Raw genomic sequence first — 18883 nt, forward strand, 5'->3', positions numbered from 1 at the left:
CATGACGGCGATTGGGCCGGAACGGCCACGCCGTCCCCGCGCTCACCCGCGGTAGGGCGCGAACCAGCTCAGGCCGTCCTCGGTGACGGCGGCCGGGCGGTATTCGCAGCCGACGAAGCCGTCGTAGCCCAAGCGATCGAGCGCCGCGAAGATCGCGGTGTCGTTCAGCTCGCCGGTGTTTGGCTCGTTGCGCTTCGGCACGGACGCGATCTGGACGTGGCCTACGATCGGCATCATCGCCTCGAGCGAGACCAGCACGTCGCCGTGCAGGATCTGGCGGTGGTAGACGTCGTACTGTAGCTTGACGTTCGGAAGGCCAAGCTCGGCGATGAGAGCCGCGGCCTTGTCGAAGTCGTTGAGGAAATAGCCCGGCATGTCGCGGCCGTTGATCGGCTCCAGCACCAGGTCGAGGCCCTTGGCGGCGAGCTTCCCGGCGGCGAAGACCACCGCGCGGCGGTAGGCGGCGTTGGCGGCGGCGTCGTCGGCGGCGATCAGGCCGGCCATCATGTGCAGCCGCTTCACGCCCGTCGCCTCGGCGTAGGTGAGCGCGACGTCGACGTTGGCGTCGAACTCGGCCTCGCGGCCCGGCAGCGCCGCGATCCCGCGCTCGCCCGCCGCCCAGTCGCCAGGCGGCATGTTGAACAGCGCCTGGGTGAGGCCCGCCGCCTCGAGCTTCCCGGCCACGACGTCGGGCGCGAAGTCGTAGGGGAACAGGAACTCGACCGCCGTGAATCCGGCGTCGGCGGCGGCGGCGAAGCGGTCGAGGAACGGCCGCTCGTTGAACATCATGGTCAGGTTGGCGGCGAAGCGGGGCATTGAGACCTCCCGTGAAACCGTTCGGCGACTGGCAGGCGGCTGACGCGGACCCGTGCGGCCCGCGTCAGGACGGTGAGCGTGACCCTTAGCGGTTCACGAGCTTCGCGGGCGTCAGGTAGATCGCGAGCGCGCCGATCGCGAGCGAGCCCGCGAGCATGTACATGCCGGCCGCGGTGCTCTGGGTCGCGTCCCGCAGCGCGCCGATGGCGTAGGGGCTGACGAAGCCCGCAAGGTTGCCGACCGAGTTGATGATCGCGATGCCGGAGGCGGCGGCCGCGCCGCTGATGAAGGCGGTGGGCAGCGACCAGAACAGCGGCGAGCAGGTCAGCACGCCAGCGGCGGCGGCCGAGAGCGCGATGATGCCGATGAGCGGGCTCCCGGTGGTGGCGGACACCACGAAGCCGGCGGAGGCGACGAGCGCCGGGATGATCAGGTGCCAGCGGCGCTCGCGCATCCGGTCGGCGCTGCGGCCGCACAGGATCATGACCACCACCGCGCAGAGGAAGGGAATCGCGCTGACCGCGCCGATCAGCAGGTTGCCCTGGATGCCTGCGCCCTTCACCAGCGTCGGCAGCCAGAAGGTCAGGCCGTACTGGCCCATCACGATGCAGAAGTAGATGAAGGCCATCGCCCAGATGCGCGGGTCCTTGAAAACCGAGCCGAGCGAGGCCTCCTGCACCTTGCCGGTCTGGTCGGCGGCGATCTCGCGCGTCAGCAGCGCCTTCTCGTCGCCCGTCAGCCACTTCGCGTCGGAGATGCGGTCGTCGAGGTAGAAGTAGACGACGACGCCAAGGAGCACGGCCGGAATCGCCTCGATCACGAACATCCACTGCCAGCCCTGGTGGCCGGCGACGCCGTTGAAAGCGTCCATGATCCAGCCCGACAGCGGATTGCCGAAGATGCCCGAGATCGGGATCGCCGCCATGAACACCGCGATGATGCGGGCGCGGCGGTGCGAGGGGAACCAGTAGGTGATGTAGAGGATGATGCCGGGGTAGAAGCCGGCTTCGGCCAGGCCCAGCAGGAAGCGCAGGGCGTAGAACTGCACCGGCGTCTCGACGAACCAGAAGCAGGCGGAGACGATGCCCCAGGTCACCATGATGCGGGCGATCCAGACGCGGGCGCCGAGCTTGTGCAGCAGGATGTTCGACGGCACCTCGAACAGGAAGTAGCCGATGAAGAACAGGCCGGCGCCGAGGCCGAACACGGTCTCGCTGAAGCCGAGGTCGCCGGACATCTGCAGCTTCGCGAAGCCCACGTTCACGCGGTCGAGATAGGCGATCACGTAGAGCAGCATGAGGAACGGCACGATCCTCATGAACACCTTCTTGTAGGTGCGGCTCTCGAAATCGGCCGATGCGGCGGTCGCGCCGGGGAGGGTTGCGTCAGTCATTCGTCGTCGTCCTTGGGCGGGAGGCGCCGGCGCGTCTTTGGGGCTGCGGCCGTTCGCGGTCCGGTGGTTCGGGGGGGGCGGGAGGTCAGGTCTTGGGGCCGGGCAGGTCTAGCCCGGCGATCTGCGCGAACAGACGGGCCACGGAGGCGTCGTCGTCGCGGCCCATGCCGGCCGCGGCCGACATCAGGAACAGCTGAAGGCCGGCGCCGGCCATCGGCGTCGGGAACTTGGTCGCCCGGGACATGTCGGCCACGATGCCGAGGTCCTTGACGAAGATGTCGATGGCGCTGCGGGGCGAGTAGTCGCCGTCGAGAACGTGGGGAATGCGGTTCTCGAACATCCAGGAGTTGCCGGCCGAGGCGGTGATGACCTCGTAAACCTTGGCGATGTCGAGATCGAAGCGCTTGGCGAAGGTGATGGCCTCGCAGGCGGCGGCGATGTGCACGCCGGCCAGAAGCTGGTTGACCATCTTGAACGCCGCGCCGACGCCGGTCGCGTCGCCTAGCTCGTAGAGCTTGGCGGCCATGGCGTCGAGCGCGGGGCGGGCGGCCGCGAAGGTCTCGGGGGAGCCGGAGGCCAGAATGGTGAGCGCGCCTTCGGCCGCGCGCTGGGCGCCGCCGGAGATCGGAGCGTCGAGGTAGAGCAGGCCGAGCGCCTCGGCGTCCTTGGCGAGCGCCTTGGCGTCGTCGGGCGACATGGTGGCGGAGGCGATGATCACCGCGCCGGGTTTCGCGGCCGTCGCGGCGCCGTTCTCGCCGAACAGGACCGTGCGGGTCTGCGCGGCGTTCACCACCACCACGACGATGATGTCGGCGTCGGCCGCGGCCTCGGCGGGGGAGGCGGCGCCCGCCCCGTGCTCGGCCGTGAAGCGCGCGACGGCGTCGGGGTTGACGTCAAACCCGGTAACGGCGTGGCCGGCGCGTGCGAGGGAGGCCGCCATGCCGAAGCCCATCGATCCGAGGCCGATGAGACCAATCTTCTTCGCGGACGCAGACTGAGCGCTCATGCCGTTTCCTCCACGTTTTTGGTTGAAATCGTCTTATGACAGCGCTGTCATGTCTGCAACAGTGATAATGACAGCGCTGTCATTTCGCTATAAGCGGATCTGAATGCTTCGCGCGTCCCTTTAAGGACCTGCCCATGTCCGACCATCGCCGCCGCGCCAGACCGTCGTCAGCCGTCACGCTGGCTGACGTCGCGCGCGCGGCCGGCGTCAGCGAGATCACCGTGTCGCGTGTGGTGCGGGCGCATGGGCCGATCGCTTCGGAGACCCGCGCCAAGGTCGAGGCGGCGATCGCGCGCGTGGGCTATGTCCCCAACCGTCTCGCGGGCGGGCTGGCGTCGGCGGGCTCCGATCTCGTCGGCGTGGTGCTGCCCTCGCTCTCGAACAGCGTGTTTCCGGACGTGCTGCGCGGCCTGACCTCAGCGCTCGGCGCGGGCGGCTTGCGCGCCGTGATGGCCGTCACCGATTACGACCTCGACGCCGAACGCGACGCGGTCGCCGCGCTCCTCGCCTGGCGGCCGGCGGCCCTCGTGGTGGCGGGGCTGGAGCATCGGCCCGAGACGGTCGAGATGGCGAAGGCCTCGGGCGTGACCGTGATCGAACTCATGGACGTCGAGGGCGATCCGATCGACCTCGCGGTCGGCATGTCCCACACCGCCGCCGGCGCGGCCACGGCGCGGAGGCTCGTCTCCCGCGGCCGCACCCGCATCGGCTATGTCGGCCACGGCGCGCAGGACCTGCGGGCGGCCAAGCGCCGGGCGGGGCTCGAGGCCGCCCTCGCCAAGATTGACCTGCGGCTCGAGGGCGCGACGGTCGTTCCCGGCCCTTCGTCGGTCGCCGCCGGCCGGGACGCGCTCGCGGCGCTGCTGGCCGAACGGCCGACCCTCGACGCCGTGGTGTTCTCCAACGACGACATGGCGCTCGGCGGCGCGTTCCACTGCATGGCGGCGGGCGTCGCCGTGCCGGAGCGGCTCGCGCTGATCGGCTTCAACGGGCTCGATCTCGCCGCCGCCTTGCCGCGTCCGCTGACCACGGTCCGCACGGCGCGCGAGCGGATCGGACGGATCGCGGGCGAGCACGTGCTGGCCCGCCGCCGCGGCGAGGAACCGCCGCGCCTCACCGACACCGGCTTCGAACTCGTCGCCGGCGGCACCGACTGAACCGACCGCACGGACAACAACAAACTCTGGAGGCCCAAAGAATGCTGCTCGGATGCATCGCCGACGACCTGACAGGCGCGACCGATCTCGCGCTGATGCTCGCCCGTGAAGGCCTGCGCACGGTCCAGACCACCGGCCTGCCGGCGGACGACCTCGCGCTCGACGACGTGGACTGCGTGGTGGTGGCGCTGAAGTCGCGCACCATTCCCGCCGCCGAGGCGGTGGAGCTTTCGCTCGCGGCGGCGGACTGCCTGCTGGCGCTCGGCGCCAAGCGGCTGTTCTTCAAATATTGCTCGACCTTCGATTCGACGGACGAGGGCAACATCGGCCCGGTGGCCGACGCGCTGCTGGACAAGCTCGGCGCGAGCTTCACCATCGCCTGCCCGGCCTTCCCCGCGAACGGCCGCACCATTGAGCACGGGCTGCTCTATGTGAACGGCGCGCCGCTGGCCGAGAGCAGCATGAAGGACCACCCGCTCACCCCGATGCGCGACAGCGACCTCGTCGCGGTGCTTGGCCGCCAGACGGACCGCAAGGTCGGGCTGGTGGACGCGGCCGACGTCGCGAAAGGCGCCGACGCGATCCGCGCGGCCTACGCTCGCGAGGAGGCGGCGGGGAAATCCTACGCCATCGTCGACGCGGTGAAGGACGAGGACCTGCGCGCGATCGGCGCGGCCTCCGCCGACCTGCCGCTCATCACCGGCGGCTCGGGCGTCGCCATGGGCTTGCCGGCGGCCTGGGCGAAGGCAGGCCTCGTCGCCGAGCTTTCGACGCCCGCGGCCAAGCTCGACGCGCCTGAGGGCCGTCGGGTGATCCTCGCCGGCTCCTGCTCCACCGCGACGCGCGGCCAAGTGGCTGCGGCGCGAGACGCAGGCGTCCCCGACTTCAAGATCGACCCGCTCGCCATCGCCTCCGGCGCGATCGCGGCCGAGGACGTCGCGAAATGGGTGATCAGCCAGAAGGCGGACGGCCTCGCCATGGTGTGGTCGAGCGCCGACCCGGAAGAGGTGAAGGCCGCGCAGGCGAAGCTCGGCCGTGACGCCGCGGGGGCGCTCGTCGAGCACCTGCTGGGCGATGTCGCCGTCATCCTCGCCGACAGCGGCTTCACGCGCTTCCTGGTCGCCGGCGGCGAGACCTCCGGCGCGGTGGTGCAGGCGCTGAAGGTCTCGGCGCTGGCCATCGGGCCGGAGATCGATCCCGGCGTGCCGTGGACGCTCGGCCTCGGCGGCCGGTCTGTCGCGCTCGCGCTCAAGTCCGGCAACTTCGGCGCGCCGGACTTCTTCCTCAAGGCCTGGGAGAAACTCGCGTGAGCGAGGAGACCAAGCTGCGCGACAAGCTCTGCGCCTGCGGAGCCTCGCTGTTCCGCCGTGGCCTGACCTTCGGCTCCACCGGCAACCTCTCCGTGGCGCTGCCGGACGGGGGCTGGCTGATGACGCCGACCAACGCCTCGCTCGGCGATCTTGACCCGGCGCGGCTTTCCATGATCGACGCGGACGGCCGGCATATCGGCGGCGACAAGCCGACCAAGGAGGCCTTTCTCCATCGCGTCATGTACGGCAAGAGGGAGGAGGCGAAGGCGGTCGTGCATCTGCACTCCACGCATTCCGTCGCCGTGTCCTGCCTCGACGGGCTCGACTGCGCCAACTGCCTGCCGCCGATCACCGCCTACTACGTCATGCGCGTCGGCCGGCTGCCGCTGGTGCCGTACCACGCGCCGGGCGACGAGGCGCTGGCGGCGGACGTGGAGAAACTCGCGGGCGAGCACCACGCCGTCCTGCTCGCGAACCACGGCCCCGTGGTCGCCGGCACCAGCCTCGACGCGGCGATGTACGCGACCGAGGAGCTGGAGGAGACGGCCAAGCTCTATCTGCTTCTCCGCGGCCAGCGCATCCGCCCGCTCACCTGCGAGCAGGTCGAAGAGCTCCGCGAGAAGCACGCGCTGTGGTGAGAGCGGTCCGGTCATGCGGGCGCCTTTGCGAGGCCTGCTGACTCGAACACCGGGATACGGCGATGATCACGCGCGCGTTAGACGAACGCGCGCGTTCTTCACGTTCGCGTAGACCAATTGTTCCCGATCGCGTTTTCCCTAAGTCTAGTTTCAGCACAGACCGCAGGATTAACTTAAGCGCTTACTAAGAATGAGCGCCCCACGACGGTCTGCGCCTGCAACGACGAGAGGAGGGACGAACCCATGAACATCCGGAAGACCACTGCCCTGACGGCCATCGCCTTCGGCGCGCTGACGCTGGCCGCGGCGCCTGCGTTCGCGGTGACGGTCACGAACGGCGCCGAGAAGGCCCACAAAGTCACCGTCGATCTCGGAAACGACGAGCCGGTGACCGAGATCGCGCCGGGCAAGTCCGCGAAGCTCGCGTGCCCCGAGGGCTGCGAGCTGCGCGTCGACGCCCTGAGCTACGGCTATCCCGCGGCGTCCGGCGACAAGCTGACCATCGGCAAGGACGGAACGATGGCCTACGCCGGCCAGGAGGACGCCCAGGAAGCCCGCAACGAAACCGGGAAGGCGGGCAATAAGGCCCAGTAAGCCTGATCCGAGCTTCGATCTGCTACCCCAACCTCGACGCCGACCGCTCTCAGCGGTCGGCGTTTTTTGTTCGAGCGTCGCCGAGAACGGCCTCAGCCCAGCAAGTCCGCCAGCATCAGCGCCACCACCTTGGTCGCCTTGCGCAGGTCCTCCAGCACGAGCTTCTCGTCCGCGCGGTGGCCGTTGGCCTCAAGCAGCGTGCGGGGGCCGGCGCCGTAGAGCACGGTCGGGATCCTGGCCGTGCTGTAGAGCCGGGCGTCGGTGTAGATCGGCACGCCGTTCGCCGGAATGTCCTCGCCGATGACTGTCTTCGCGTGCCGCTGCAGCAGCTCCACCAGCCGCTCGTGGCCGGGCTCCGGCGTCAGAGGCGTCGCGAGCAGGATGCGGCGCGTCTCCACCGTCACGCCCGGCAGATCCACCGCGGCGGCCTCGATCGCGGCGACGAGGTCGCGCTCGACGGTCGCGGGCGTCTCGTCGGGGATCATCCGGCGGTCGATGCGGAAGCGCACCTCGTCCGGCACCACATTGGTGTTGATGCCGCCCTCGATCAGGCCGACCACCAGCGTCGGGCTCTCGATGCCGGGCACGCTCGAGCGGGTCGCCGTGTAGCCCTCGCGCAGGGCGTAGATCGCCGTCAGCAGCCTGGTGGCGGCCTCCAGCGCGTCCACGCCCGTGTCGGGGCGGGCGGCGTGGGCGGAGCGGCCGCGCACGACCACTTCCAGGTGCAGGCAGCCGTTGTGGGCGATGACGACGTTGTAGGCGAAGCCCGCGCTCAGCGCGTAGTCCGGCTTCGACAGGCCCTGCTCGAGTATCCAGCCCGGGCCGACCGCGCCGCCGGTCTCCTCGTCGTAGGTCAGGTGCAGCTCGACCGCTCCCTTGAGCGGCGTCTTCTCCGCGATCAGCGCCTTCAGGGCGAAGGCGTAGGTCGCGAAGTCCGACTTCGAGACCGCGACGCCGCGGCCGTACATCACGCCGTCCCGGATCTCCGCGCCGTAGGGGTCGGTCGTCCAGCCGGCGCCGGGCGGCACTACGTCGCCATGGGCGTTGAGCGCGACGGTCGGGCCTTCGCCGAAGACGTAGCGGACGATGAGGTTGGTCGCGGTGATCATGCCGGCGGCCTCGACGACGGCCTGCGGCACAGCGTGGCGCTCGACCGTGAAGCCCAAGGCCTCGAGCTCGCGCGCGGCCATCTCCGCGTGCGGCGCGCAGTCGCCGGCGGGGTTGTCAGAGGGCGTCTTCACCATGGCTGCGAGGAACGCGACCTGCGCCTCGTGAAGGGCGTCGACGCGGGCGACGAGAGCGTCCTGAGACATGACGGGCTCCTCAGAGGGGACGGGGAGGGCGCTCACAGCTCCTCCAGCGACAGGTGCAGGTGTTCGATGCGGGCGAGCCGACGGCGGCCCTGCGCCTCGAGCCGGGCGATGACGGCCCCGGCGAGCGCGTGGCAGAGCGCGAGCACGCCGACGTAGTTGTCGAGCGGGCCCTCGCTGCGCGTCGTGCAGCGGAAGGTCCAGGAGGCGAGGTCGTCGTCCGGTCCGACGCCGTGGTCAGCGATCAGCAGCACGCTGGCCCCGGCGTCGCGCGCGGCCCTGACGATAGGCCTGACCGCCGGCGTGCGGCGGCGCAGGCCGAACACGGCGACGACGTCGCCCGTCCCGATCGAAGCGACCGTTTCGCCCAGCGTCTCGCCGGCGCCCGCGAGCAGGTGCACGTCGGGGCGAAACTGAATGAGCTGCCAGCGCAGATGCGCCGCGAAGGCGGCGCCGCTGCGGAAGCCCGCGATCCACATCCGCGGCGCGGCGGCCAGCGCCTCCGCCGCCGCGTTCAGCGCCGTCTCGTCCAGACGCTCGAAGGCGCCTCCGACATTGGCGAGGCTCGCGTCGCGGTGTCGTGCGGCGGGCGAGGGGGCGCCGGCCTCGTCGCGGGCGAGCAGGAACAGCGGCGAGCCCGCCTGCCGCTCCTCGCGGGCGATGCGGCGCATCTCTTCGTAGCCGTCGAGGCCGAGCCTGCGCGCGAGCCGCGTGACGGCGGCGTTGGAGACGCCCGCGACCTTCGCGAGTTCGCTCGCGGTGTAGGCCGCGATCTCGCCGGGGAACTCGTTCAGCACGTCCGCAAGCTTGCGCTCCGCCGGCGACAAATCGGCGTAGCGGTCGCGGATCAGGGCTGCGAGGTGCGGGTGCGAGGTCATGGGAAATCGAGGATGCGCTGGCGAGAACCTGGCCCGTGCGAGCCGCGAAGATCCCGCTTAGCACCTGATCCTATGTTTGCAAAAGATAGAAAACTGAAAATGCATAATCAATCGGCGCCCGCCTGCGGATTGAACAGCGTTTCGCTCGCGGCTTAGGCGAACCGGGCGGTGGCGGGCGGGGGGGCGCCTCCGAAATGAGGCGTCCGGGAGTTGGCGCCGCAATTGCCTACAAGCTTGCATACAAGTTTTGTGAGCACCCATGCCGCCCAGCACCGACATCGAAGCTTCGGTCATCGACGCCATCCTCGCGGGGCGCATCCGCCCCGGCACGCGGCTTGGCGAGACCAAGCTCGCCGCGCTCTATGGGGTGTCGCGGACGCTGGTGCGCGAAGCGATGATGCGGCTCGAGACCCGCGGTGTGGTCGAGGTCAGCGCCCGCCGCGGCTGGTTCGTGGTGGAGCCCTCGGCGGCCGAGGCCGCGCACGCCTTCCACGCCCGCCGGGTGGTGGAGGCGGGAATGCTCCACACCGCAGGCCAGCTCGGCCCCGAAGCCCTGGCGTCGCTCCGCCGCCATGTGGAGGCGGAGCGCGCGGCGATCGGGCAGGGCGACGTCCACGCCCGCACCTGCCTGCTCGGCGACTTCCACATTCATCTGGCGGAGGCGATCGGAAACCCGGTTCTGGTCGCCATCCTGCGGGACCTGACCGCCCGCACGATCCTGATTTCGATGATGTACCAGTCGACCGACCGCGCCGTGGAATCGAGCCGCGAGCACGACGGCATCCTCGAGGCGCTGGAGGCCGGCGACAACGCCCGCGCCGTCGCGCTGATGGTCGCGCACATCGACCACGTCCAATCCGGCCTCGACCTCTCGACGCCGCAAGACCCGCTCGCGGGGCTCCGCGAGATCCTGTCGCCGGACGGCCCCCGCCGGCCTCCCTCCGCATGCCGCATCGAACGACTGACCGGCCGCCGCCGCGTCAGCCCCTTCCGCTCGCACACAGGACGACCGTCATGATCCGCATCGCCTTCTCCCGCCGCCTCGCGCTGGCCGGCCTCGCCGCCGCAGCGCTCGGCTTCGGCGTCGTCCCGCAGGCCCGCGCCGACGCGCTCGCCGACATCACGGCTCGCGGCGCGATCCGCGTGGCCGTGCCGCAGGACTTCCCGCCCTTCGGCAGCGTCGGGATCGACATGACGCCGCAGGGCTACGACATCGACATGGCGACCCTGATCGCCGAGAAGCTCGGCGTGAAGGTGGAGCTGACGCCGGTCACCAGCGCGAACCGCATCCCCTACCTGCAGACCGGCAAGGTCGACCTCGTGATCTCGAGCCTGGGCAAGAACCCCGACCGCGAGAAGGTGATCGATTTTTCGACCGCCTACGCCCCGTTCTACAACGGCGTGTTCGCGCCCGCGGCTTTCGCGGCGACGAAGGTTGAGGACCTCGCCGGCAAGACGGTCGGCGTTACGCGCGGCGCGGTGGAGGACCTCGAGCTGACCAAGGTCGCGCCCGCGAGCGTCGACATCAAGCGTTACGAGGACAACAACGGCACGATCTCGGCCTTCCTGTCCGGCCAGGTGCAGGCGGTCGCGACCGGCAACGTGGTGGCGGCGGCGATCATCGCCCGCAACCCGCCGAAGCGCCCCGAGCTCAAGTTCCTCATCAAGAACTCGCCCTGCTACATCGGCCTCAACAAGAACGAGACCGCCCTCAAGGACAAGCTTGACGCGATCATCGCCGCGGCCAAGGCCGACGGCTCGCTGAACGCGATCGCCCAGAAGTGGCTGAAGACGGACCTACCGAAGGATCTTTGAGGCCGAGGGCCGGCCGTTCCGGGCGGACCTCCCCGACCGCGCGCCCCCTCACCCCGAGGGCTGACGCCCTCCGACCCCTCCCCACTGGGGAGAGGTGACCAGATGGCGCCGCTGCGATCTTCCGGCGCTTCGTCGACAAGGCGCGGGTCTTCACCTCTCCCCGGCGGGGAGAGGTCGGCCCGCAGGGCCGGGTGAGGGGGCTCCCCGCCCAAGCATCAGGCCGCCCAGCCGAGCATCCACCGCATGTCCCGCCACGCCGAACGCGCTCCAGCGGAGGCCGCCGATGACATACCGCTTCGACTACGCATGGCTTTTTGAGTACGCGCCTGTCCTTCTGAAGGGGATCGCGGTCACCGTGCAGCTCACGCTGGTCGGCGCGGTCCTCGGCGTCGCCCTCGGGATCGGCTGCGCCTGGGCGCGGGCGCTCGGGCCGAAATGGCTCCGCCCCATCGTCGGCGCCTATGTCGAGCTGATCCGCAACACGCCGTTCATGATCCAGCTGTTCTTCGTGTTCTTCGGCCTGCCGTCGCTGGGGCTCCAGATGTCGGAGCTGCAGGCGGCGAACCTCGCGATGATCGTGAATCTCGGGGCCTATGGCTGTGAGATCGTCCGCGCCGGCATCCAGGCCACCCCTCGCGGCCAGTTCGAGGCGGGCGCCAGCCTCGCCATGAGCCGGTTCGAGACCTTCCGCCACGTGGTGCTGATCCCCGCGCTGCAGCGGATCTGGCCGGCGCTGTCGTCCCAGATCGTGATCGTGATGCTGGGCTCCTCGGTCGTCTCCCAGATCGCGGCGCAGGACCTCACCTTCGCGGCCAACTTCATCCAGTCGCGGACCTTCCGCGCCTTCGAAACCTACATCGTCGCGACCCTGGTCTATCTCGCGCTCGCCGTCCTGCTGCGGCAGGCGCTGGCGGGCGTGGGCTGGGCGCTGTTTCCCCGGAGGGCCGCCCGATGATGGAGTTCACCACCTGGGACATCCTGCGCAACCTGCTGCTCGCGGCGCGCTGGACCGTCCTGCTCTCGCTCGTCTCCTTCGTCGGCGGCGGGCTGGTCGGCCTCCTCATCCTGTTCCTGCGCATCGGCAAGTCGCGCTGGGGCCGGATCTTCGCCCGCGGCTACATCGAGATCTTCCAGGGCACGCCGCTGCTGATGCAGCTGTTCCTGGCGTTCTTCGGGCTCGCGCTGCTCGGCGTGAACGTGCCGGCGTGGCTCGCGGCCGGTCTCGCGCTGATCCTGTGGACCGCCTCCTTCCTCGCCGAGATCTGGCGCGGCTGCGTGGAGTCCATCGCCAAGGGCCAGTGGGAGGCCTCCTCCAGCCTTGGCATGGGGCGGCTGCAGCAGATGCGGCACGTGATCCTGCCGCAGGCGCTGAAGGTGGCGGTGCCGCCGACCGTCGGCTTCTCCGTGCAGGTCGTGAAGGGCACCGCGCTGACCTCGATCATCGGCTTCGTCGAGCTGTCGAAGGCCGGCGCCGTGGTCACCAACGCCACCTTCCAGCCCTTCACCGTCTACGGCTTCGTCGCGTTGATCTACTTCGCATTGTGCTTCCCGCTCTCGCAATCCAGCCAGCTTCTGGAAAGGAAACTCAATGTCGCTCATCGAAATCACTGAGGTCCGCAAGCGGTTCGGCGACAACGAGGTCCTGAAGGGGATCACCCTCGACGTCGAGCCCGGCGAGGTCATCGCCATCATCGGCAAGTCCGGCTCCGGCAAGTCGACGCTGCTCCGCTGCATCAACGGACTCGAGACGATCGACGATGGCTCGATCCAGGTGGCGGGCGCGCAGCTGCTGCCGGAGGAGCTCCATCTCAAGGCGCTCAGGCTGAAGGTCGGCATGATCTTCCAGAGCTTCAACCTGTTCCCGCACAAGACCGCGGGCCAGAACGTGATGCTCAGTCAGATGGTGGTGAAGAAGACGCCGAAGGCACAGGCGGAGGACATGGCGCGAAAGATGCTCGAGCGCGTGGGCCTCGCCCACAAGTTCGACGCCTACCCCGACGAGCTCTCCGGCGGCCAGCAGCAGCGCGTCGCCATCGCCCGCGCCCTCGCCATGCAGCCGATGGCGCTGCTCTGCGACGAGATCACCTCCGCGCTCGACCCCGAGCTCGTGCAGGAGGTGCTGGCGGTCGTGCGGGAGCTCGCGGCCGAAGGCATGACGCTGCTGATGGTGACGCACGAGATGAAGTTCGCCCGTGACGTCTGCTCGCGGGTGGTCTTCATGCACCAGGGCCGCGTGCACGAGGTCGGGCCCCCGGACGAGGTGTTCGGAAACCCGAAGACGCCGGAGCTGCGCCAGTTCGTCGGCATGCACTGACGGGGCGGCTCGCCGGGTTGACGCCCCGGAGGCCCCAGCCCGCGTCGCGTCAACCCGGCGTCATCCCGGAGTGAACCTCGGCGGGCTCAGCCGCCGCTGATCGCGGTCAGGATGAAGACGTCGGCGCCGGGCGCGAGGGCTGCGTCCAGGCGGACCCGCCGGCCGTCCACGAACACATTGATGTGCTTGCGGATTTCAGGCCGCGAGTCGCAGATCCGGTCCCGCATCCCCGGCCACCGCGCCTCGAGCGCGTCGACGAGCTCCGCGACCGTCGCGGCCTCGACCTCCAGCCGCCGCTCGACCCCGGGAAACAGGGCGTCGAACAGCGCCGGCAGGCGGACGCAGACCGGTCGGGGGAGGGCGTCCCGCATCGCGAATCAGCCCGTCGTCACAAAGGTTTCGACCGAGGAGATGGTCGGCAGGTGCTCCGCGATCCGCGTCCAGGCGCCGCCCTCGTCGCGGCTGGCGTAGACCTCGCCGGACCCCGTCCCGAAGTAGACGCCCGCGGGCGCCAGCCGGTCGGTCGCCAGCGCCTGCCGAAGCACGTTGAAGAAGGCGTTCCGCTGCGGCAGCCCCTCCCGCGCGGCGGTCCAGGCCCGGCCGCCGTCCTCGGTGCGCCAGACCGCGGCCTGCGCGTCGGGCATGTAGCGCCCCGCCGTGTCGCCGTTGAGCGGCACGAGGAACAGCCGCTCGGGGTCGCGCGGGTGGACGGCGGCGGGGAACCCGAAGCTCGACGGCAACCCCCTCTCGACGCTCGCCCAGGAGCGGCCGCCGTCGTCGCTGCGGTACATCCCGCAATGGTTCTGCTGGTAGAGCCGCCCGGGCTTGCCCGGCGCCATCACCAGGCAGTGCACGCACTGGCCATGCTCGGGATAGGTCTGGCCCTCGGGCATGAAGTCCGCCCGCGTGCCGCGGTTGCGCGGCTCCCAGGTCTCGCCGCCGTCGGCGGTGTGGAACACGCCCGCGGCCGAGATCCCGACCCAGATCTGCTTCGGATCGTCGGGGTGCAGCACCAGCGAATGCAGGATCAGCCCCGCCCCGCCCGCATTCCACTCCGGCCGCGAGGGCGTCCTCTGCAGCCCCTCCACATGCGTCCAGCTCTCGCCGTTGTCGTCGCTGACGAACAGCCCCGCAGGCTCGACGCCGGCGTAGAGTCGCCCGTGCCCCGCCGCGAGGCTCCAGACCGAGGCGACCGGCGCTTCGCCGGCGGCGTAGGCGAGGCCGCGGCTCGAATGCGTCCAGGTCGTCCCGCCGTCGGTCGAGCGCCAGACCGCCGGCCCGAACCAGGCGTTGCCGCCCGCGCCGTAGAGCGCGCCTGTGGCGGGATCGGCGATCACGTGGTTGATCGGCCAAGTCTCGCAGTAGGGGCCGCGCAGGTCCCAGACCGCCCGCGACCCGTCGCTCTCCAAGATAAACGCGCCCTTCTTGGTGCCGAGCAGCACCTGAACCGTCTCCGTCATCCGAGCCTCCTCAGCCTTCCGGCTGCGTGTTGATCATCCACGCGACTCCGAACCGGTCGGCGACCATGCCGAAAGAGGGCGAGAAGAAGGTGGGGCCGAGCGGCATCCGAACCTCGCCGCCCTCGCTCAGCGCCGCGAACCGGCGCTCCGCGTCCGCGGGGGTCGGGACGGTGAGCGACAGCGCGACGCCCTCGAAGCGGGCGGCCTTGGCGCAGTAGCCGTCCGACATCATGACCATGCTGTCGCCGATCTTGAGGCAGGCGTGCATGACGTTCGCCTCCGCGCCGGCGGGGATCGCGCCCGGCGGCAGAGGCTCCGGGCTATCGGAGAAGCGCATCAGCGCCACCCGCTCGGCGCCCAGGGCCTCCTCGTAGAACGCCATCGCCTCTTCACAGCGGCCTTCGTAGAACAGGTACGGCTGGATGTGCATCGCGCGTCCTCCCGAGACGTGGGCTCCGATGCCTCTAGGACGATGCGCCGGCGCCGCCGCCGACACCGCGCGCGGGATTTTTCCAGGTTCCGCGCTGAGTCGGCCCGCGCAGCTCGCGGACAGGGGGCGGCGGCCGACGCTCAGTCCGCGCGGGGAATGAGGCTGCTGATCAGCCGCCAGACCTCCTGGTGCTCCGGTCCGTCCCGGCCCAACGTCAGAAACACCCCGAGCCCCACGTCTCTCACGCTGCCGCCGGAGGCCTTGTTCGCGAGATGGCGGACGAAGACCTCGCCGCTGTCGTTGTCGCGGACGAGATGCCAGCTGTCGCCGGTCGAGCTTTCGTACAACTGCCTGGTGTCCAAGCTCATGCGGCCCTCCTGTGCTGGGCGCGAGCATACAGGACCTGCGGCCTCCGGCGCGGACGTTCCCTCAGGAACGAAAACGCTTACGCAGACCGCGCCGCACGCGGGGGCCGACCAACATCGCCGATGTCGCTGGATTTGGAAAAGAGTGGCTGGGGGACCTGGAGTTTACGAATGATCGGCCGAGAGGCGAGAAGCACTAGAGAATGAGCGGTTTCATTGCGGTAGCAGAAGAATTTTGCTACTGTTAGATGCTACCGATTGCCCTCGTTAAGGACTCCCAGCTTTGCCTCGATCCGCCAGCCCTGTCCGCCGCGAAGGTGGCCAGTATGCCCTTCGCATCAACATCCCCGTGGACCTTCAGCGGCACTACCCATCTAAGACCGGCACGCCTCGGTCTCAGATTTGGGTGAGCCTCAAGACGACGGACCTCAAGCAGGCGAAGACGCTCGCGAACGGGGTCCGGTCGAAGTTCGATCGGGAGTTTGCCGCTAGACGCCGTGAAGTCACGCCTCTCGATGCCGTCGAGCTCCAGGGGATCGCGCATAGGACGTATGGGGCCGAGGAGCGCCTGGACGATCACTTCCGCCTTACTCCGCCGACCGAAGCGGACTTGAGCGCGATCTGGCGCGTGATCGAAAAGGAATACGGACCGGACAGCCTCGCCGCTCGCGGGATCATGCGCCTCGTCGAGGAGCGGGTCCAAAGCCCGACGCAGTATCGGCAGGAGCACGCGGCCGAGCTCGCGGCGGAGGTTGGACGTTATCTGACGCGGACCGTGGATGCGGAGGTGGCCGAGGTCGTTCGCGAGCTTGGCCTGGGCGCGGCGCCGGGAAGCGAGGATTGGAAGCGGATCGCTCATGCGCTCCAGCGCGGTAAGCTCGCGGCCTACAAGACGGCCGACGAGCGCGACGCCGGCGACTGGTCTGGCGAGGTCCGCGACCCAATGGTCAAGGCGCCGGCCGTGCAGCGCGCGAAGGCCGGGGAGGGGATCATGGACCTCTTCGCGCAGTATGAGGCCGAGAACCCCGACAACGTCCGTCCCGACACGCTGCGTCAGACGCGCGACGCCGTTCGGCTGTTCGTTGAGAGCCTGCCGCCGCGGTCGTCGGTGACGGCCATCAACAAGGCGGCGGTGCGCGAATGGAAGGCGCTCTTGATCAGGTTCCCCGTCCGCGCGGTCGACACGGTCGCGTTCAAGGGAATGGCGATCCGGGACGTGGTCGCTGAGAACGATCGGCTCGGAAAGCCGACGATCTCGAAGAAGACGATCAATCGCTACCTGTCATCGCTCGGCGCGTTCTCGAACTGGCTTGTGGTGGTGCGGGGCCTCCTGGACGCCAACCCCGTTCGTGACCTCTACCTTAAGATCGACAAGAGCCGTGTGACGACGCTGCCGTTCACTGTCGACCAGATGAAGGTGATCTTCTCCTCAGACGCCTTCACTGCGCCGGATGCGGTGCGGGATCACACCTTCTGGCTTCCCTTGGTGATGTTGTTCTCAGGTGCGCGGCCGGGTGAGCTCGCCCAGCTTGCGGTCGCGGATGTGCGCCAGATGCACGGCGTCAACGTGCTGCACATCACGACCGAGGGCGCGAAGGACAAGACGTTGAAGACCCGCGGCAGCGCCCGTGTGGTGCCGGTTCATCCGGAGCTCGTGCGGCTTGGCTTCCTGGAGCATGTCGAAGCGATGCGAGCCGCCGGCCAGGGCCGGGTGTTCCCGGAGGCGACGCGCAATGCGCGCGGCCAGTGGGTCGACAAGTTCTCGCGGGAGTTTCCGCGTCTGCTGGCGCGCCTGAAGGTGAAGGACGGTCGAGGCCTGTCGCTCTACAGCTACCGTCATACAGCCGCCGACGCTTTCCGCCGGGCTGGGTATGCCGACGAGGCGTTTGGGCCTCTCCTGGGCCATGCCAAGGCTTCCACGACCGGTCTCTATGGAACCGAGAGCCAGGGGACGATCGCGCAGCGTGCGGCGATGATTGACGCGATTGCTTATGAGGGGCTCGACCTGTCGCATCTCTATCCGGCGCCGTAGTCTTCTCCGCGGCGCAGCCGCGACGAGCGGAGCGTAGCGAGCGAGTACGACAATGCGGGTCGAACTCCGGCTCGTGAGGGGGCGTAGCTAACAGATGACAATCGGTTTGGTGATAGCTGGCGCTTTGCTCGGTTTCGTATACGGCCTTCTGAAAATAGACGGCATTCAGCGTATCGTTGATAAAGGAAATCTGTGGAACGCAAAGAGGTTACGCTTACGCGCCGTTAAGTTGATCGATATCTTGCGAGGTCCCCGGTTTGTGGACATGATGAAAACATATCCTTGGTGGGATATTTCAGATCAAGTCTACGTAGGTCGACGGGTGATCACGCCGCTAACCATTCGTGCCGAGCAAACTAGCTTAAATATGGCGCGCATGGCCGCGAAAATGCCCACACAGCAAGTTTGGACGCAGCCCTATGGAAGATCTGAGATATTACGCAGTTACGATGAAGTGATATCTTGTCTGGAGGGTTACATCTCAGACCCTGAAAGATACGAGACTAAGCTCCGAACGGGTGCTGAAATATTATTCCTTTTTGCGATCTGCTTGATCACTATTGCATTGGGGGTCACTGCGTAGCGAAGTTAGTGAAAGCAGTTAGCTTAGATCAGCCTCACGAACGCGGCGCGCACGGCCCGCAGATCATAGTGAAATCCAGTCCAGCCGGCCCGTCGCGCTGTAGTGCTGAGGGGGTTCCTGGGCTTGAACATGGCCGGCGCCTGGAGGTCCGCGGACAGGTAGTAGATGGCGTGCGTGACGGGCTCGACGGTCGCCAGCACGAGGAACAGCGGGAAGTAGATCGCCGCCTCCATGCGCTCCCGCTGCGGACCCCATGCGGCGCCCATCACCTGCGCCGGCACGACCGAGATGTCTTTGACCGTGGCGGCCTTCACCTGGGCGAGGTAGCCGCAGAAGTCGCAGATCACGTCCGCGCACTTGAAGTTGGTCGGGAGCCGGACGAGGGTCCGCATGCGCTTGCAACGCGGACACGAGCACTGCTTGACGACGCGCTCTTCCCCGAATGCGCCTAAGTTCTGACGAGCGGTCGCCATCCACACCCTTAACGGCTTCAGCCTCGAAAAAGTCTGAGACGCCCCGGAGCCTGTCGACTCGGAAGAGGAGGATACCGTGGTGAACACAACCAATAGCAAGCCCTCAGCGTCGGCGCGTTGGGCATCGAAATGCAGCATCGAAGGGTATGCGTGCGTGGTCTGTGGCAATGACCCGCTCTACGACGAACGCGACATTTTCTTCGAGACCGGATGCTGCGGCGCCCACGCTGCGCAGGCAGAGAAGGCGCTCGACGAGTAGGCAAACGAAAATGGCCCCGCGGATGCGGGGCCATAGGTCGGTACGCCAAT

21 protein-coding genes are annotated in these 18883 nt (G+C 68.7%); 11 read left to right on the forward strand and 10 right to left on the reverse strand.

All coding sequences use genetic code 11. The annotated features are described in order from the left end of the window. Positions 1 to 42: 42 nt before the first annotated feature. The 3 genes from otnI to ltnD form a co-directional block, all read right to left on the reverse strand. A complete protein-coding gene (otnI, locus tag K244_RS0104400; protein ID WP_020185036.1) occupies positions 43 to 816 on the reverse strand; it encodes a 2-oxo-tetronate isomerase in 774 nt (257 codons plus the stop codon). 85 nt (positions 817 to 901) lie between these two features. Beyond that, positions 902 to 2209, reverse strand: a complete 1308-nt coding sequence (locus K244_RS0104405) for an MFS transporter (RefSeq protein ID WP_020185037.1) — start codon at positions 2207 to 2209, stop codon at positions 902 to 904. Between the two features lie 85 nt (positions 2210 to 2294). Next, positions 2295 to 3215, reverse strand: a complete 921-nt coding sequence (gene ltnD, locus K244_RS0104410; protein WP_020185038.1) for an L-threonate dehydrogenase — start codon at positions 3213 to 3215, stop codon at positions 2295 to 2297. A gap of 134 nt (positions 3216 to 3349) precedes the next feature. Here ltnD and K244_RS0104415 point away from each other — a divergent pair, with 134 nt between their 5' ends. The 4 genes from K244_RS0104415 to K244_RS0104430 all read left to right on the forward strand — a co-directional run bounded on the left by K244_RS0104415 (position 3350) and on the right by K244_RS0104430 (position 6914). Next, a complete protein-coding gene (locus K244_RS0104415) occupies positions 3350 to 4372 on the forward strand; it encodes a LacI family DNA-binding transcriptional regulator (RefSeq protein WP_020185039.1) in 1023 nt (340 codons plus the stop codon). Between the two features lie 41 nt (positions 4373 to 4413). Continuing rightward, positions 4414 to 5682, forward strand: coding sequence for a 3-oxo-tetronate kinase (gene otnK / locus K244_RS0104420; RefSeq protein WP_020185040.1), 1269 nt, complete (start codon positions 4414 to 4416; stop codon positions 5680 to 5682). Beyond that, positions 5679 to 6320, forward strand: a complete 642-nt coding sequence (otnC, locus tag K244_RS0104425) for a 3-oxo-tetronate 4-phosphate decarboxylase (protein WP_020185041.1) — start codon at positions 5679 to 5681, stop codon at positions 6318 to 6320. Before otnK ends, otnC begins: the two co-directional genes overlap by 4 nt. Before the next feature lie 243 nt (positions 6321 to 6563). Further along, positions 6564 to 6914: a hypothetical protein gene (locus K244_RS0104430; RefSeq protein WP_020185042.1), complete on the forward strand. Its 351-nt coding sequence runs from the start codon at positions 6564 to 6566 to the stop codon at positions 6912 to 6914. Between the two features lie 92 nt (positions 6915 to 7006). On the opposite strand, the gene K244_RS0104435 is transcribed toward K244_RS0104430, so the two are convergent. Then, a complete protein-coding gene (locus K244_RS0104435) occupies positions 7007 to 8227 on the reverse strand; it encodes a M20/M25/M40 family metallo-hydrolase (RefSeq protein WP_020185043.1) in 1221 nt (406 codons plus the stop codon). Between the two features lie 32 nt (positions 8228 to 8259). Next, positions 8260 to 9102 carry a MurR/RpiR family transcriptional regulator gene (locus K244_RS0104440; RefSeq protein WP_020185044.1) on the reverse strand — a complete coding sequence of 281 codons (843 nt, stop codon included), beginning with the start codon at positions 9100 to 9102 and terminating at the stop codon, positions 8260 to 8262. Positions 9103 to 9361: 259 nt separating this feature from the next. On the opposite strand from K244_RS0104440, the gene K244_RS0104445 reads away from it, so the two are divergent. The 5 genes from K244_RS0104445 to K244_RS0104465 all read left to right on the forward strand — a co-directional run bounded on the left by K244_RS0104445 (position 9362) and on the right by K244_RS0104465 (position 13231). Continuing rightward, on the forward strand, positions 9362 to 10120 hold the full coding sequence (locus K244_RS0104445) for a GntR family transcriptional regulator (RefSeq protein WP_020185045.1): 759 nt from the start codon (positions 9362 to 9364) through the stop codon (positions 10118 to 10120). Next, positions 10117 to 10917, forward strand: a complete 801-nt coding sequence (locus K244_RS0104450) for a transporter substrate-binding domain-containing protein (RefSeq protein ID WP_020185046.1) — start codon at positions 10117 to 10119, stop codon at positions 10915 to 10917. Before K244_RS0104445 ends, K244_RS0104450 begins: the two co-directional genes overlap by 4 nt. 283 nt (positions 10918 to 11200) lie before the next feature. Beyond that, entirely contained in the window at positions 11201 to 11872 is a 672-nt protein-coding gene (locus K244_RS0104455; RefSeq protein WP_020185047.1) for an amino acid ABC transporter permease, read from the forward strand. Further along, a complete protein-coding gene (locus K244_RS0104460; protein WP_020185048.1) occupies positions 11869 to 12528 on the forward strand; it encodes an amino acid ABC transporter permease in 660 nt (219 codons plus the stop codon). Before K244_RS0104455 ends, K244_RS0104460 begins: the two co-directional genes overlap by 4 nt. Beyond that, positions 12506 to 13231 (forward strand): amino acid ABC transporter ATP-binding protein, encoded by a 726-nt coding sequence (locus tag K244_RS0104465; protein WP_020185049.1) that lies wholly within the window; start codon positions 12506 to 12508, stop codon positions 13229 to 13231. Before K244_RS0104460 ends, K244_RS0104465 begins: the two co-directional genes overlap by 23 nt. 86 nt (positions 13232 to 13317) lie before the next feature. Here the strand turns inward: K244_RS0104465 and K244_RS0104470 are convergent, their stop codons facing one another. The 4 genes from K244_RS0104470 to K244_RS0104485 form a co-directional block, all read right to left on the reverse strand. Beyond that, entirely contained in the window at positions 13318 to 13602 is a 285-nt protein-coding gene (locus K244_RS0104470) for a MoaD/ThiS family protein (protein WP_020185050.1), read from the reverse strand. A 6-nt stretch (positions 13603 to 13608) separates the two neighbouring features. After that, positions 13609 to 14691: a sialidase family protein gene (locus K244_RS0104475; RefSeq protein WP_020185051.1), complete on the reverse strand. Its 1083-nt coding sequence runs from the start codon at positions 14689 to 14691 to the stop codon at positions 13609 to 13611. A gap of 10 nt (positions 14692 to 14701) precedes the next feature. Continuing rightward, on the reverse strand, positions 14702 to 15121 hold the full coding sequence (locus K244_RS0104480) for a VOC family protein (protein WP_020185052.1): 420 nt from the start codon (positions 15119 to 15121) through the stop codon (positions 14702 to 14704). Between the two features lie 140 nt (positions 15122 to 15261). Then, positions 15262 to 15489 carry a hypothetical protein gene (locus tag K244_RS0104485; protein ID WP_024816303.1) on the reverse strand — a complete coding sequence of 76 codons (228 nt, stop codon included), beginning with the start codon at positions 15487 to 15489 and terminating at the stop codon, positions 15262 to 15264. Between the two features lie 607 nt (positions 15490 to 16096). Between K244_RS0104485 and K244_RS0104490 the strand changes: the two genes are divergently transcribed. Beyond that, positions 16097 to 17518, forward strand: a complete 1422-nt coding sequence (locus K244_RS0104490) for a site-specific integrase (protein ID WP_155931588.1) — start codon at positions 16097 to 16099, stop codon at positions 17516 to 17518. 606 nt (positions 17519 to 18124) lie between these two features. On the opposite strand, the gene K244_RS0104495 is transcribed toward K244_RS0104490, so the two are convergent. Continuing rightward, complete coding sequence (locus K244_RS0104495; protein WP_346430345.1) at positions 18125 to 18712, reverse strand: DpnI domain-containing protein; 588 nt, start codon at positions 18710 to 18712, stop codon at positions 18125 to 18127. On the opposite strand from K244_RS0104495, the gene K244_RS23485 reads away from it, so the two are divergent. Then, complete coding sequence (locus K244_RS23485) at positions 18651 to 18833, forward strand: hypothetical protein (RefSeq protein ID WP_155931590.1); 183 nt, start codon at positions 18651 to 18653, stop codon at positions 18831 to 18833. The genes K244_RS0104495 and K244_RS23485 overlap by 62 nt on opposite strands. The last annotated feature ends 50 nt before the right edge of the window (positions 18834 to 18883 follow it).

Source organism: Methylopila sp. 73B (assembly GCF_000526315.1).
Classification (GTDB): domain Bacteria; phylum Pseudomonadota; class Alphaproteobacteria; order Rhizobiales; family Methylopilaceae; genus Methylopila.

Coding starts and splice junctions, on each gene's coding strand:
- otnI (WP_020185036.1), bottom strand. CDS start 816: ATGCCCCGCTTCGCCGCCAACCTGACCATGATGTTCAACGAGCGGCCG.
- K244_RS0104405 (WP_020185037.1), bottom strand. CDS start 2,209: ATGACTGACGCAACCCTCCCCGGCGCGACCGCCGCATCGGCCGATTTC.
- ltnD (WP_020185038.1), bottom strand. CDS start 3,215: ATGAGCGCTCAGTCTGCGTCCGCGAAGAAGATTGGTCTCATCGGCCTC.
- K244_RS0104415 (WP_020185039.1), top strand. CDS start 3,350: ATGTCCGACCATCGCCGCCGCGCCAGACCGTCGTCAGCCGTCACGCTG.
- otnK (WP_020185040.1), top strand. CDS start 4,414: ATGCTGCTCGGATGCATCGCCGACGACCTGACAGGCGCGACCGATCTC.
- K244_RS0104430 (WP_020185042.1), top strand. CDS start 6,564: ATGAACATCCGGAAGACCACTGCCCTGACGGCCATCGCCTTCGGCGCG.
- K244_RS0104435 (WP_020185043.1), bottom strand. CDS start 8,227: ATGTCTCAGGACGCTCTCGTCGCCCGCGTCGACGCCCTTCACGAGGCG.
- K244_RS0104440 (WP_020185044.1), bottom strand. CDS start 9,102: ATGACCTCGCACCCGCACCTCGCAGCCCTGATCCGCGACCGCTACGCC.
- K244_RS0104445 (WP_020185045.1), top strand. CDS start 9,362: ATGCCGCCCAGCACCGACATCGAAGCTTCGGTCATCGACGCCATCCTC.
- K244_RS0104450 (WP_020185046.1), top strand. CDS start 10,117: ATGATCCGCATCGCCTTCTCCCGCCGCCTCGCGCTGGCCGGCCTCGCC.
- K244_RS0104455 (WP_020185047.1), top strand. CDS start 11,201: ATGACATACCGCTTCGACTACGCATGGCTTTTTGAGTACGCGCCTGTC.
- K244_RS0104460 (WP_020185048.1), top strand. CDS start 11,869: ATGATGGAGTTCACCACCTGGGACATCCTGCGCAACCTGCTGCTCGCG.
- K244_RS0104465 (WP_020185049.1), top strand. CDS start 12,506: ATGTCGCTCATCGAAATCACTGAGGTCCGCAAGCGGTTCGGCGACAAC.
- K244_RS0104470 (WP_020185050.1), bottom strand. CDS start 13,602: ATGCGGGACGCCCTCCCCCGACCGGTCTGCGTCCGCCTGCCGGCGCTG.
- K244_RS0104475 (WP_020185051.1), bottom strand. CDS start 14,691: ATGACGGAGACGGTTCAGGTGCTGCTCGGCACCAAGAAGGGCGCGTTT.
- K244_RS0104480 (WP_020185052.1), bottom strand. CDS start 15,121: ATGCACATCCAGCCGTACCTGTTCTACGAAGGCCGCTGTGAAGAGGCG.
- K244_RS0104485 (WP_024816303.1), bottom strand. CDS start 15,489: ATGAGCTTGGACACCAGGCAGTTGTACGAAAGCTCGACCGGCGACAGC.
- K244_RS0104495 (WP_346430345.1), bottom strand. CDS start 18,712: ATGCTGCATTTCGATGCCCAACGCGCCGACGCTGAGGGCTTGCTATTG.